Source organism: Thermoplasmata archaeon, from assembly GCA_035532555.1.
In the GTDB taxonomy this organism is placed as follows: Archaea; Thermoplasmatota; Thermoplasmata; order Lutacidiplasmatales; family UBA184; genus Lutacidiplasma.
Genome location: DATKQS010000019.1, coordinates 42,869 through 56,034, shown reverse-complemented (window position 1 = coordinate 56,034; position 13,166 = coordinate 42,869). Strand labels below are relative to the sequence as shown.

Sequence of the window (13,166 nt, the reverse complement as noted above, 5' to 3'; positions counted from 1 at the left end):
CGTAGGCACGATAAGCGGCGCGGCGATCCTCGGGCATCTCGAGAGAGAAATCCGGCCATTTAGACCCCTCTCCCCTCCACTGGAAGCGGGTCCTCCCCCTCGAGGGAACTACTCGCTCACCGAATTATGGGACGCAGCCTGTCGGGATTCGCACCTGTCCGCTCGATAGGACAAGCCTATGCGCCCGGTCCGGTGACACGCGGAGAGGGACCCATGGCGCAAACCGCACCCGCACGGCGTCCGTCCCGCTCCGGGGCTGAACGACCCTCCCCGGCGTCGGTCGAGATTCTCGACATCGCCTTCCACCGCGCGGACCTCTCCAACCCGAAGGGGCGCACGAAGGCCGAGCGCGACCGCCACCGGGCCGAGCTCAAGGTCGTCCGGAGCGCGGCCACCGTCATCCGGCTCCTTCAGGCGGAAACGCGCCGGTTCCGGCGCCCCCCGCTGACCGACTTCGAACGGGCCCTGATCGCCCGACGGTTCGGCGAGGGGACCCTCGATCGATCGCTCACCCGAGTCGGACGTGCCGTGGACCGCATCCGCGGTCTGCAACGGGACTCCGAACGGGCCGTCCATCACGCGGCGGGGGCCGACGAGCTCGGGGTCGAAGTTCGCCGGTTCTATGGTCGCATGGCGAGCCATGTTCGCGAGATTGACGCCGACCTCGCCCGGCTCAAGCAGATCGATCGTTTCCGAGATGACCGGCCCCGGCTCGACCCGAACGCCCCCACGCTCGTCGTCGCGGGGTTCCCGAACGTCGGGAAGTCCTCTCTGGTCGCGCGCCTATCTTCGGCGCACCCGAAGGTCGCCGACTATCCGTTCACCACGCTCGCGATCGCCGTGGGGCACGCCGACCTGGGCTTCGACCGCTGGCAGGTGCTCGATACCCCGGGAGTCCTCGGCCGCTCCCACCGAGCGAACCCGGCCGAGGCGGAGGCCCGGACCGCCGTCGAGCGGGCCGCCAGCGTCGTTCTCTTCGTGCTCGATCCGACCCCCGCGGCCGATCCGCCGCTCGAGGAACAGGAAGAGCTCCTCACGCGCTGGAAGCGGGAACTGCCGGGCCGCCCGATCCTCGAGGTCGAGACGAAGGCCGACCTGTTCCGACGTCCGGGGAGCAAGCGCCTCCAAGTCTCTTCGGCCACCGGCGAGGGTCTCGACGAGCTCTGGGAGAGGATCCGAGGGATCTGGAGCTCGATGCCGCGACCCGAGCCCATCCCCGAGGAAGAGGGCGCGCTGGATGACGAGGAGCGGCCGCGCGCCATCGCCTATCGAGGGCGCCACACGGCCCATTAGCCAAAGGATCGGTGCAAGCCCCGTGGTGTGGAAGGATACGGGGATCCCCGCATCGAAGGTCCCGCCGGGGGAGATCGTCGGGGCGGACGTGGAGGGAGTCCCGATCGTGCTGGTGAACTTTGGGGAGTCGATTCGCGCCCTGCAGGGAGAGTGCCCTCATCTCGGAGCCTCGCTCGCGGACGGAACGCTCGTCGGTCGGCGACTGACGTGTATCCTGCACGAGGCTGCCTTCGACGCAGGCACCGGGGCGGTCCAGGCCGATCCGTTTGGGATCGAACCGCCCGCAGGGGGGGTCCCTGCGGCCCTCACCTATCGGGTCCGCGTCGACGACGACCGCGTCTGGGTCGATCTTCCGTAGACCCCGGGCGCTCAGATCGTGAAGGACTTCCCGTTCTCGGGGAGCACGACCTCGAACTCGGCCGCGAGGGCGTCGCGCAGCGGCTCGCGCTGATCGCCGTGCATGAGCACGACCTTGCGCGCGTGGGTCCGACGAGCGAGCTCCACTAGTTCCGAATGTCCGGCGTGAGCCGAGAAGTCGTACTTCTGGACCTCGCACACGGGCCGGATCGTCGTCTCGTCGATCGTCAAGGTCCCCTCGTCCATGAGCTGGCGGCCGTTCGATCCTTCGACCTGGAAGCCGGTGAGAAGGATCGAGGAGTTCGCGTCTCGATACAGCTCCCCGACGTAGAACAGCACCGGACCTCCGTCCATCATGCCGCCGGTCGTGACGATCACGTCGGCCTCCCGGACGGCGTGCCGCCGTTCGCCTTGGTGCTCGATGACGTGCACGGAGTCCATGGCCCGGCGGAATCGCTTCGGGTCGGACAGGTACTCCGGAGCAGCAGCGTAAATCGAGTTCACCGCGCGGGCCATCCCGTCGAGGTACACCTCAAGCCCCGTTCCTGCGAGCGTCATCAGGACCTCCTGCGCTCGTCCGACGGCGAACGCCGGCACGATGACCTTGCCGCCCCGTTCGACCGTCTCGCGGATCTTGTCGAGGAACTGGTGCTCGGTCTGCTTGCGGTCCGGGTGCTCCTTTCCGGAGTAGGTCGACTCGAGGACGAGGATGTCGCACTCGAGCGGCTCGGCCCCCTTCACGAGATGCGTGGGGATGGTCTGCACGTCGCCGGAGAACAGCACATCCTTCTCTCCTCGGTAGCGGAACATCGTCGCGCCGGGGATATGCCCGGCCGGCGTGAGCTCGACCTCGATCCCGTGGTCGCGGAACGTCTCGTGGCGGCCCATGGCGGTCGCGTGCGCATGCAGCGAGCCGATGTCCTGGGACTGGTACGGAGGCAGATATCCCTCGAGACGAGCGATCTTGAGCGCGTCGCGCGCGAGGAGGTTGGACACCGCGAGCGTGACGGGGGTCGCGATCACTCGGGCCTTGGGCAGCCGCGAGAGGATCGGAGTCATCCCCGAGTGGTCGAGGTGGGCGTGCGTGAGAAAGGCGACGTCCACGTTGTTCGGCACGCGCAGCGGATACGAGGGCGGGTCGGTCGGCGTCATCCCGTAGTCGAAGAGCAGCGTGCGGCCCGCGTCGCGGACGACGAGGCCGAGGGAGCCGACCTCCGACGCTCCCCCCAGGAATTGGAACTCCATTGGCGGCGCGAGCCGGGTCCGTGATTTAAAGTAACGTGCGCTCACGAGAGGAGGCCGATCGCGAGAGGAACCTGCGGTCCTCTCCGTGCGTAGGGTGCCCGCCCCTCCCCGCGTCCCGGCGGCCGGCTCGTAATGGTCAATACGGGATCCCAGGTACGTCGTCGATTCCCGACGCATGACGCACTACTATCGCGCGAGCGTACGTTGGACCGGGAACCGCGGGACCGGCACGAGCGCTTACCGGGCGTACGATCGCGACCATCTCATCGCCTTCGAGGGAAAGCCCGAACTCCCGGGATCCTCGGACCCGATCTTTCGCGGTGACCGTAGCCGGTACAATCCCGAAGAACTTCTGGTCGCCTCCCTGTCGGCGTGTCACATGCTCTGGTATCTGCATCTGTGCGCAGAGTCGGATATCGTCGTGGAGACGTATTCGGACGAGGCAAACGGTACGATGGAAACGGCCCCCGATGGATCGGGTCGGTTCGTCCTCGTGACCCTTCACCCGGCCGTTACGATCCGCAGCGGATCGCCCGATCGAGCGAGGGAGCTCCACACGCGGGCCGACGAGATGTGCTTCATCGCGAACTCGGTGAACTTCCCGGTCCGGTGCGAGCCTACCGTTCGTCCCCTTTCCCAAGGGGACGGGGAAGGGACGCACGCGGAGGGCCCGGAGCCCGCGGGGCCAAAGGGGTCTTGAGCCCTCCTCTCGTCCCTCCTCCGTGCCCGGCCTGACCTCGCCCGACCTCGAGATCCTCTTTCGCATCACGGCCGCTGCCCACGCGGCGGTCATCCAGGCCTCGAGCTCGCCCCACCGGGCGGACGTGGTCGCGATGGGGGCGGACGGATCCCCCACCGAGGAGCTCGACCGCGTGGCCGAGGCCGAGATCCTCTCCGTGCTCGATCGCGAGGCCGTGGACTGGGATTTCCTGAGCGAGGAGATCGGTCACCTGCGACGCGGCGGAGACCGTACGCTCGTCGTCGATCCGATCGACGGGACTACGAACGCCTTGCGTGGCCTCCCGTTCGCGGCGATCTCCCTCGCGCTCGGCCGCGACCACCTCGACGGCATCGAGACCGGGGTCGTCTACGATTTCTACCGGGGGACCACGTACTGGGCGACCCGCGGAGGCGGCGCGTTCTGCGACGGCCGGCAAATCCACGTGCGCCCCTGGAACGCGAAGACCGAGCTCCTGTTCGCGAACCTCGGTCGGTACGCGAGCGATCGAACGGTCGAGATGTCCCGGCAGGCGCGCCGGATCCGCGCGCTCGGCTGCGCGTCGCTCGAGATCGCCAAGGTCGCCCAGGGCACCGCCGACGGCTACATCTTCGAGAACGTCCCGGCGAGCCGCAACCTCCGAGCCACGGACATCGCTGCCGGTTATCGCATCCTGGTCGAGGCGGGAGGAGGCATCTCCGACTTCGAGGGCCATCCGATCGGCACCTTCCCGCTCACCGTCCAGGAACGGACGAGCGTCCTCGCCTGGGGCGATGTCGAGTTCTTGAAGGCGCGTGCGCCTCGGGGTCCCCCGTGAAGATCGCAATCACGGCGAACGCGGAGAAGCCGAGCGCTCTCGATCTCGTCCGCCGCGCGATCGATCTGATCGGGGATCGGGCGGAGGTCGTCCTCGCGGATGGGGCCCATCTCCCCATCGAAACCCCGCTCCCGCGCGCACCGCTCGCGGACCTGACGGCCGACGCGATCGTCGCCATCGGCGGCGACGGGACGTATCTATCGACCCTCCAGCGGACCAACGTCCCGCTCCTCGCCGTGAACGCCGGGACGGTCGGCGTCCTGGCCGAGGTCGACGGACGGGACGCGACCGAGTTCGAGTCCGCGATCGGGAGGCTCCTGCGGGGGTACTACTTCGTCGAGGAACGGATGAAGCTCGCCGTCCAGGCGGCCGGCGTCGCGATGCCGGATGCGACGAACGAGGTGGTCATCCATTCCGGCCGCCCGGCGAAGATGGGACGCTTCGACATCATCCTGGACGGCCGCCACATCGGCCGGCTCCAGGCGGATGGCGTCATCATCGCGACCCCCACGGGTTCGACCGGGTACTCCCTGAGCGCGCTGGGCCCGATCGTCGAGACGGGAGTCGAGGGGATCGTCATCGTCGCGATCGCTCCGTTCCGCGCGGTCGCCCGCGCCATCGTGGTCGAACCGCTCCACACGATCACGATCCGCCCCGCGAGCGGCGAGATCCATTCCCTCGCGGTCATCGACGGTCAAGTCGAGACCCGGGTCGCGCCCGGTGGCTCGGTCCTCGCGTACCGTTCGCCGCGGCGTGCTCGGTTCATCCGCTTCGGAGCGACCAACCTCTCGCGCCTGCGGGGCAAGGGGATCCTGCCGTGGGCCGAGGCCCCCGAGGAGAAGGAGGGACCGAACGGTGCCGATGTTCCGCCCCCAGCGTAAGCCCGCGCCGGGAGCCACCGCTCGTCTCGGTGACACACCCACCGTGATCACGCGCAATGCGCTCGACAGCGCGCTCGCGGCCGCCGGTTCTTCCTACCCCAACGAGTTCGGGGGGATGCTGCGCGCCGATCCTCCCGGGGTGATCTCCGAGCTCTTGCTTCTCCCGGGAACGACGGCGGGTCGCCGGCACGCGAACTTCCAGTTCTGGATGCTCCCGGTGGATCTCGCGATCGTCGGGACCGTCCACTCGCACCCCTCCGGGGCCCTGCACCCGTCGGACGCCGACCTCAACCTGTTTCGGAACTGGGGGCGCCGGCACATCATCCTCGGCTTCCCGTACGATGGCGGGTGCTGGAGAGCGTACGACAGCAACGGTCGGGAGACCAAGCTCACGGTCCAGGGCCACGACACGATCGGGATGCGGCCGCGCCCCATCAAGCCGATCCACCGGCCCGTGGCGCAGGACGACCCCGATCGGTGGCTGCCGCCCTAGCCGGCCTACTCGCGTACGGGGATCGTGGGGATCGGGAGCCGGTCCGGGTAGCGGTTCGGGTCCTCGATCGAACGGCCTGGCCGGTTCGCCGGGCTGTACAGGCCGTGCATCTTGGCGATGAGCTCGAGGAACCCGATAAACCCGCGGAACGCCGACCGATACGCCGTGGTGTGCGCCCCTTCCCAATCGAAGAACTCGGTGAGGAGGCCCTTCGATTGGCGGATGCCGTGGGTGAGCGCGCGCTTGAGCAGCTCCTCCTGGACGTCGGAGAGCATGTCGCGCTGGAACCAGTCCCGGGACTTCAGGTGGCCGAGGGGTACGAAGAACATCGGCACCAGGAGCGCCTTGAAATCCCAGAGGTCGTCGATCAGGTCGATCGTCTTCAGGACGTCGTCTTCGGTCTCCTGAGGGAGCCCGACGATGAACGTGCACGCCGGATAGACGTGGTTGTCGTTCAGCAGGCCCGCCGCTTGGACCACGAGCTCGGGCCACTGGGAGGCCTTGAACGGAGCGACTTTGCCGGGCATGGCGGCGGTGACCATATGCGGAGAGCCGGTCTCGACCCCGATCTCGACGCCCCACCACTTCTGCTTGTCGTCGATGAGCACTTCCGCGCACTTCGACAGGAGCTTCGGCTTGGTCATCAGCGAGGCGATGGCGACGTGGCTCCACCCGACCTGCTCGTAGTAGCGCTTCGCGAGCTGGAGCAGCGGGATCAGCTTCTCCTCGCGGGGCATCACGTTCGGGCTGCCGTAGAAGAAGACGTCGTCCGAGTGCAGGATCCCCTTGCGGTTGTTGACCTTCGCGTTGACCCGGAGCTCCTCCTCGATTTTGTCGAGCCCGTACCACCGAGTGGGGCGCGTGGTCACCGAGCAGAACGAGCACCCGCGGCAGCAGCCGCGCCCGATCTCGACGAGACCGTTGACGCTGGCGTACTTGATCGTGGAGATCTGCTCGACCTTCGGCGCCTCCTTCGGGGTCATGATGACGTGGGGAGGCAGGTACTCATCGGCGAGCGCCTTTCGGACGATCTCCTTGACGAAGATGTCCCCCTCGCCCTCGACGACCGAGTCGATGCCACCGAACGAGTCGACGAACTCCTGGATCCAGGGGAGCTTCATCCGCGTGGGCGGGGCGATCTGCCAGGCGCACGGACCGCCGGCGATGATCTTCATGCCCTGCTTGCGGGCCTCGACGACCGCGGGCTGGGTCATCATCCGCTTGAAGTTGACGCAGTTGAGCGGGTCGCGGTGCATGACCCCGCCGAAGGTCGACGCCGGAGGGTTCAGCCCAAAGTAGTCGTGTCCCGAGATGAGGAGCACCTTCGCCGAGCCGGGCATGTAGCGGTGAAGGTGGGAGGGGTGGACGATGCGGGCGTCGAACCCGCCGTCGATGAGCGCCGCCTCGATTTTGCGCATTCCGTACGGCGCGGCCACTGGGAAGCCGTTCTCATCGACCGGCATGTCCGGATAGAACAGGCGCTTGTACACGCGCTCCGGAAGGACGTAGGCCGGAGTGGTGGTGCCGAAGCCGAGGAACTCCTTCCCATTGTGATTGCTCATCATCGTCCAGTCGCAGGTGATGACCACTTCGGGCATTCGTACTACTCCTAACTCGCCGATCCGATGGATACCACGAAAGCGGAGGCTCTTATTGGTTGCGTCGAGCCGGGCGCGACAATTCGGGCACCTTGGGCCCCACCGAGGTCCGATTCCTCACTCGAAGGTGTTGTCCTCGTCATCGCGCGGGAGGACCCCGTCAAGCGATTCCGCCCCCTCGTCCGGGGCCTCGTCCGCCTCCCCGCCCGTCTCCCGGAAGGCGGGGTCCCCCTGGATCAGGTGGATCCGGACGCAATCGCGATGGGCGGGCCGTCCGTTCCAGGCGCTGGTCTCGGCCGGCAGGCCCAACGGCTCCCGACACAGACAGCAGATCTCCGGCGGAGCGACGATCCATTCGGTGCGGCGAGGCATCGACATCGGGCGTACCCCCAACGTCGCGCCGGTGGATGTATCTTTCCGCGCGAAGGTGGATGGCCCTCCCGTCCTCGCTTGGACGCGAGGCGTTCGCCGGGGGAGGCGCCGAAACGGGCCGAGGAAAGCCCCATAAGAGCCCGACCGTCTCCCTCTCTGTGGAATCCCTTGCCGAGATCCGTAAGCGTCGGCGCGCCCTCGGCATGCCCCTGGGGGAGCTCGCGAGAGCGGTGGGGCGCAGCGACGCCACGATCTCCCGGATCGAACGAGGTCAGATCCGGCCCTCGTACGAGCTCGTCCAGCGGATCGTCACGTACCTAGAGGCCCAGGAAGGGATCGCAACCCCCCGCCTGACCGCGCGAGACGTGATGACCCGCAACCTCGTCGTGATCGACGCTTCTTCTCCGCTGCACGCTGCGGCCCAGTTGATGGAGCAGCGTGCGATCTCCCAGATCCCCGTGGTCGAAGGGGGGAAGGTGACCGGGTCGCTGTCGGAGGCGGCTCTCCTGCGTGCGTTGGGAGAGGGAGGAAGCCCGCGCTCCCGCGTGCGCGTCCGGGACGTCCAGGAGAGCGCCTACCCTCAGGTGGACACCGACTTCCCAGCCGACATTCTCGCGACCCTCCTGACCCAGATCCCGGCCGTCCTCGTCGCGCACCGAGGCACGCTTCAGGGGATCGTGACGAAGACCGATCTGATCCGGGGGCTGCGCGGCACCACGATGCGGCGTACCCCAGCGCCCTAGGCGGTCGGGCGTACGGCCCGAGCGGCGACTTCGGAGGCCAGTTCCGCGGCGCGGACCCCGATCCGATCGACGAGCTCCCCCGCGCGGCGCTCGGAGGGCAGGCGGGTCCGTCGCTCCGTCGAGGCCGCGAACACGAGATCGCCGTCGACCGAGGTGTGGAACGGAACGATGACGCGCGCCAGCCCCGCCGAGACGTTCGCTGCGATCCGCTGGAGTCCGGAGCGTCCGATCGCGAGATCGGTGACGGCGATAGCCAGGGTGGTGTGCGAGTCGGTCCCCTCCGCTGCCCTTCCAGACCGAGGCGGGGATATCCGACCGCTGCGGGCGCGAGCTCCGGCGATCCAGGCGCCGTTGCGAGGATCGCGCACCGCCCCCACCGCGTTGACCACTACGAGGACCCCGAGGGTGCCACCGCGAGGAATCCGTACGGCCGCGCTCGCGAGGCCGCCGCGCATCGCCCGAGACCGCCCCAGGTACTTGCCCACGGTCGCTCCGGCGCCGGCGCCTACGTGGCCCGAGGCCGTCGCCGATCGGCCGGCGACCCGCGTCGCCTCGTACCCCAGCGGAAGGTAATCCGGGATCGCCTCGCTCTCCACCGGCAGGTCGAAGAGGGCGGCGCCGGCGATCGGGACCACACGGCTGGGGCTCGCGAAGGCCGGTTGGCCCTCGCCCTCCTCCAGGATCCGGGTCCGGACCCCGCGTGCCGCGTCGAGACCGTAGAGGCTTCCGCCCGAGAGGAAGATCGCCCATCGCCGTCCGAAGGTGGCATCGAGCGCGAGCGATGCGATGTCGTACGTCGCCGACGCTCCTCCCCGCACGTCGACGACCACGGGACGGGCGCGGTCGAATCGGACCACCGTCACGCCGCTCGCGCCGTCGGGCGTCGTCGCGTGGCCGAGTCGAACGCCCGGTACGCGCGCAAAGGTGAGCGGGGGCGGCATTCGATCTCCATCGGGGCTAGGATTCGAAGGTATAGGAGGGCAATCGGTCCCAGGGTGCGGCCGCTCACGAACCCGTCCGGTGGATTTTATCAGGGGAAGCGGTTCGGCTCCTGTCGATGTCTCCCTCTGCGAAGCCGGCCTCACCGCGAGGGGAACCCCCGAAGGAATTCGAGATCCGGCGGGAGCTCCCCATGGGTCGACACCCGATCCTCGGGGTCTTCCCGACCCTCGATCGACTGCCGACCGCCCGTCGGCTCGAGCCGGATGCGGACAAGCGCGCGGAGCTGTTCCGGTCCACGGAGATCGAGCTCGTCGCCGACGACATGTGGATGTACGTCGCTCCGAAGAAGAAGTTCCCGGGCGCTCCGCGCGGCTGGAAGCCGGTGGTCTCGCCGGCGTCCGACTGCATCGTCGTCGGCGCCGCCCACCTCCGGGAAAGCTCGGCGACCATGCTGTTCATGGACATCTACCACGAGCTCTGCCACGTCCGCCAACGTCGGGACGGGGCCGACCTGTACGATCGGTCCGTGGGGTATACCCAGCGATGGACGGAGGTCGAAGCGTACCGGTTCGTGGTGGAAGAGGCCCGCCGGTTCGATGTCTCGGACGAGTACCTGCGCGACTACCTCAAGGTCGACTGGATCTCCAAGGAGGAGCATCGCTCCCTCCTGCACGAGCTCGGCGTTCCCGTGGCCTAGAGGAGGCGTGCCGCGGTCCGGCGCCGCTCTGCTTCCTGAGTAACGGACGCTTTATGCCTCGGCCCCAAAATCGAAGCATTCGTCCGAAGGGCACTGGGCGGCGGTCGTGGTCGACATCACCATCCACCAACCGATCCGACCCTCGAGCAGCGATCTCTGGTTCCTCGCCTACCTCCCGCTCGCCATCTCCGACGGGATCGCAACGCCGCTGATCCCGCTGCTCGCGCTCCAGCACTTCGGAGCCTCCGCGTTCGCCGTCACGATCATCATCGGCGCGAGCAGCATGAGCCAGGTCCCGTTCACGATCCTGTGGGGGAACCTCTCCGATCGCGTCGCCCACCGGAAGTACTTCCTCGTCGGATCGTTCCTCGCCACCGGCCTCAGCATCATCGGGATCGCGTTCGCTCCGGACCTCTCCAGCTACTTCTGGCTCAACATCGTCGAAGGGCTCGCCTGCGCCGCGAGCGCGCCGATCGGCACGATGCTCCTGTTGGAAACCCGTCACAAGCGATGGTGGCCGGGGGACATCGGTCTCTTCGGTCTCATCTCGGGGATCGGCACGACGGTGGGGCTCGCCATCGGGATCGTCTGGCTGTTCGTCATCGGGGTCAACCAGTCCGCCGTCCAGGTGATGACGGGGCTCCTCGTCCTCTCCGGGATCCTCGCGGTCGTCGGCGCGATCATCGCGTGGGCCTGGATCGAAGAGCCAACGAGCCGCATCGAGCGACGTGCCGTCGCCGAGCTCGTCAATCTGCATCGCGGGGTCGTCGAACGCTATCGCCACTTCCGCTCGCGCGTGCTCAACATCGTCGACATCGCGCGGGGTCCCGTCGAGCGGTTGAAGGGACGCGAGGTCCTCTTCCTCGCGGCCCTCGGGGTGATGAGCGTCGGCTTCGACATGTTCTACGGACCATTTCCGGTCTTCCTCTGGCAGAACGCTCAGCTGTCCGACGCGTCGATCTTCATCGTCTACCTCGGGTCCAGCGCGGCGGCGACCGCACTGTTCTTCCAATCGGGCCGGGCGGTCGAGGCCCGCTCGCCGAAGTCGGTGTTCTTGGGCTCGCTCTTCGGCCGGGTCCTCTTGATGCTCCTGTTCCTGTGGGGGCCGATCTACATCCTCCTCGGACACGGCAGTCCCGCGCTCACGGGTTGGTTCACGTTGTTGAACGCCCTCCTCGGAGTCACGTGGGCGTTCATCAGCACCGCGAGCACGCTGTTCCTGATGCGGCTGGTCGGTCGATCGGCGCGCGGCCGCGCTCTCGGCCTGTACAACGCGATCGCCGGGCTTGGCGGATTGTTCGGCACGGTGGCCGGAGGGTACCTCTTCTCGACCTACGGAGTCGGTCTCACCTACTCGCTCGCGGCCGGGATCGTTCTGTTCGGGATGGCCATGCTCGCCCCGATCCCCTACCATTCCTTCCGCGTACCGTACCGGGCCGCCCCCCGTCGAAGCTGGGGCCGCGACACTCGCGGAACGACCGCTCCGCCGCGCGGGGAGCCTGCTGCCAGCGAGCCCGGTTCCTCGGATGCGCAGAGGGAAGGCGACGCGCACGTGCCCGCAAGCGCCTTACGCGGACCGCCCACCTCGGCCACGCACCCTAAAGACCCACCCCCTCGTGGCGCGGGCCGTGAGCGCGGACCTCCAGCCCCCCGAGAATGAACGGGCGGTGGGGCTCGCGTTCTACGCGACCCGCGCCCCCGGCGTGCCGGGGACCCTCAAAGCCAACCCTGAATCCTTCCGCGTACGCGAGATCTCCGCCTACCCGGTTCCGGAACCGGACGGGCGCTTCGTCGTGGTCCGGATCGAGAGCCGGAACTGGGAACAGCACGAACTCGCGAGCGCGCTCGCCCGCAGGCTCGGCCTCGCTCCGAATTCGGTCCGGTGGGCCGGGACCAAGGATCGGCGCGCCCTCACCGAACGACTGTTCTCCTACGTGGGTCCCCTGCCCGCGGCCGATCTCCATCTTGCCGATGCTACGATCCTCGAGGCGTACCGAGCTCGGGACGGACTGTCCCTGGGGCACCATTACGGGAACTCGTTCGAGATCCGCGTCTCGGACCTCCCGATGTCGTCGGAGGAGACGGTGCTGGCGTACGGCGCGGTCCGCCGAGAGCTCGAAGAGGCCGGCCGCTTTCCGGACCTCTTCGGCCTGCAGCGCTTCGGGGAGGTCCGTCCGGTGACCCACGAGGTCGGGCGCGCGCTCGTTCAGGGTCGAGTGGACGAGGCGGTGGAGATCTACCTCGCACGGATTCCTCTCGGGGACGATCCCTCCCGATCCCCCGCCCGCGCGGCCTATGCTGCGGACCACGACGCGGTGCGGGCCCTCCGCGACTTCCCCCGCGAGTACCGGTTCGAGCGCTCGATGCTCGAGCACTTGGCCCACGGCCATCCGCCCGAACGCGCCTTCCGCGCGCTCAATCGCGAACTTCGCCTGCTCTTCGTCCATGCCTACCAATCCCTCCTGTTCAATCGCTGGGTCAGCCTGCGCCGCTCACTCGGGATCCCACTGGACGTGCCCGAGGAGGGCGACTACATCCTGCGGGTGGGCCGGGACGGCACAATGCGAGGGCAGGATGCGATCCCGGTCGATCGAGACAATGTTCCGGAATGCGCCGATCTCGTCCACCGCGGACGCGCGGTCGTCGCCGGCCCGCTCATCGGGTTCGAGACGCCGCGACGCCCGGGTCGGGCGGGTGAGCTCGCCGATCGGGTGCTCGCCGACGAACGGGTCACGCCAAAGGAGTTCGAGCTTCCTCATACCCCCGACATCTCGAGCGCAGGATCGTGGCGTCCCGCGACCCTGGCTCTGCCTCCCATCGGGATCTCTCCGGACCCTTCGGCGGAGGGAGGAGACGGAGTCTGGTTCCGGTTCGCGCTCCCAAAGGGCGCCTACGCGACCGTCCTGCTCCGGGAGTTCCTGAAAATCGGCTCGAGCGGGTAGCCCGGGCGCGAGTGGAGCCGCACCTACAAATACTGAGCATCGGGGTTGGAAGCGCGCGGAGCTTAGGT

Annotated in this window: 14 protein-coding genes; 10 read left to right on the top strand and 4 right to left on the bottom strand. The window is 68.1% G+C overall.

The window, feature by feature from the left end:
• Positions 1–213 precede the first annotated feature (213 nt).
• Together VMV28_05135 and VMV28_05130 are read left to right on the top strand one after the other, a co-directional pair.
• Positions 214–1,293: a GTPase gene (locus VMV28_05135; GenBank protein ID HUZ79982.1), complete on the top strand. Its 1,080-nt coding sequence runs from the start codon at positions 214–216 to the stop codon at positions 1,291–1,293.
• 22 nt (positions 1,294–1,315) lie between these two features.
• The gene (locus tag VMV28_05130; protein HUZ79981.1) at positions 1,316–1,651 is read left to right on the top strand and encodes a Rieske 2Fe-2S domain-containing protein; all 336 of its coding nucleotides are present in this window, start codon (positions 1,316–1,318) and stop codon (positions 1,649–1,651) included.
• Positions 1,652–1,662: 11 nt separating this feature from the next.
• On the opposite strand, the gene VMV28_05125 is transcribed toward VMV28_05130, so the two are convergent.
• Complete coding sequence (locus VMV28_05125; GenBank protein ID HUZ79980.1) at positions 1,663–2,895, bottom strand: MBL fold metallo-hydrolase; 1,233 nt, start codon at positions 2,893–2,895, stop codon at positions 1,663–1,665.
• 175 nt (positions 2,896–3,070) lie between these two features.
• Here VMV28_05125 and VMV28_05120 point away from each other — a divergent pair, with 175 nt between their 5' ends.
• Genes VMV28_05120 through VMV28_05105 form a run of 4 tightly spaced genes read left to right on the top strand, consistent with a single transcriptional unit; the run spans position 3,071 to position 5,804 of the window.
• A complete protein-coding gene (locus VMV28_05120; GenBank protein ID HUZ79979.1) occupies positions 3,071–3,595 on the top strand; it encodes an OsmC family protein in 525 nt (174 codons plus the stop codon).
• Between the two features lie 22 nt (positions 3,596–3,617).
• The gene (locus VMV28_05115) at positions 3,618–4,430 is read left to right on the top strand and encodes an inositol monophosphatase family protein (protein HUZ79978.1); all 813 of its coding nucleotides are present in this window, start codon (positions 3,618–3,620) and stop codon (positions 4,428–4,430) included.
• Entirely contained in the window at positions 4,427–5,311 is an 885-nt protein-coding gene (locus VMV28_05110; protein HUZ79977.1) for an NAD(+)/NADH kinase, read from the top strand. Before VMV28_05115 ends, VMV28_05110 begins: the two co-directional genes overlap by 4 nt.
• Positions 5,292–5,804: a Mov34/MPN/PAD-1 family protein gene (locus VMV28_05105; protein HUZ79976.1), complete on the top strand. Its 513-nt coding sequence runs from the start codon at positions 5,292–5,294 to the stop codon at positions 5,802–5,804. The genes VMV28_05110 and VMV28_05105 overlap by 20 nt, the downstream gene beginning before the upstream one ends.
• Positions 5,805–5,809: 5 nt before the next feature.
• Here the strand turns inward: VMV28_05105 and VMV28_05100 are convergent, their stop codons facing one another.
• Complete coding sequence (locus VMV28_05100) at positions 5,810–7,402, bottom strand: radical SAM protein (GenBank protein ID HUZ79975.1); 1,593 nt, start codon at positions 7,400–7,402, stop codon at positions 5,810–5,812.
• A gap of 117 nt (positions 7,403–7,519) precedes the next feature.
• Positions 7,520–7,780, bottom strand: coding sequence for a hypothetical protein (locus VMV28_05095; GenBank protein HUZ79974.1), 261 nt, complete (start codon positions 7,778–7,780; stop codon positions 7,520–7,522).
• Positions 7,781–7,833: 53 nt separating this feature from the next.
• Here VMV28_05095 and VMV28_05090 point away from each other — a divergent pair, with 53 nt between their 5' ends.
• Positions 7,834–8,517, top strand: coding sequence for a CBS domain-containing protein (locus VMV28_05090; GenBank protein ID HUZ79973.1), 684 nt, complete (start codon positions 7,834–7,836; stop codon positions 8,515–8,517).
• On the opposite strand, the gene VMV28_05085 is transcribed toward VMV28_05090, so the two are convergent.
• Positions 8,514–9,458, bottom strand: coding sequence for a P1 family peptidase (locus VMV28_05085; protein ID HUZ79972.1), 945 nt, complete (start codon positions 9,456–9,458; stop codon positions 8,514–8,516). The two genes, VMV28_05090 and VMV28_05085, sit on opposite strands and share 4 nt — an antisense overlap.
• A gap of 116 nt (positions 9,459–9,574) precedes the next feature.
• On the opposite strand from VMV28_05085, the gene VMV28_05080 reads away from it, so the two are divergent.
• From VMV28_05080 to truD, 3 genes are all read left to right on the top strand, one after another.
• Complete coding sequence (locus VMV28_05080) at positions 9,575–10,156, top strand: hypothetical protein (protein ID HUZ79971.1); 582 nt, start codon at positions 9,575–9,577, stop codon at positions 10,154–10,156.
• A 106-nt stretch (positions 10,157–10,262) separates the two neighbouring features.
• Positions 10,263–11,816, top strand: a complete 1,554-nt coding sequence (locus VMV28_05075) for an MFS transporter (GenBank protein HUZ79970.1) — start codon at positions 10,263–10,265, stop codon at positions 11,814–11,816.
• Positions 11,785–13,098 carry a tRNA pseudouridine(13) synthase TruD gene (truD, locus tag VMV28_05070; GenBank protein HUZ79969.1) on the top strand — a complete coding sequence of 438 codons (1,314 nt, stop codon included), beginning with the start codon at positions 11,785–11,787 and terminating at the stop codon, positions 13,096–13,098. The genes VMV28_05075 and truD overlap by 32 nt, the downstream gene beginning before the upstream one ends.
• Positions 13,099–13,166 lie beyond the last annotated feature (68 nt).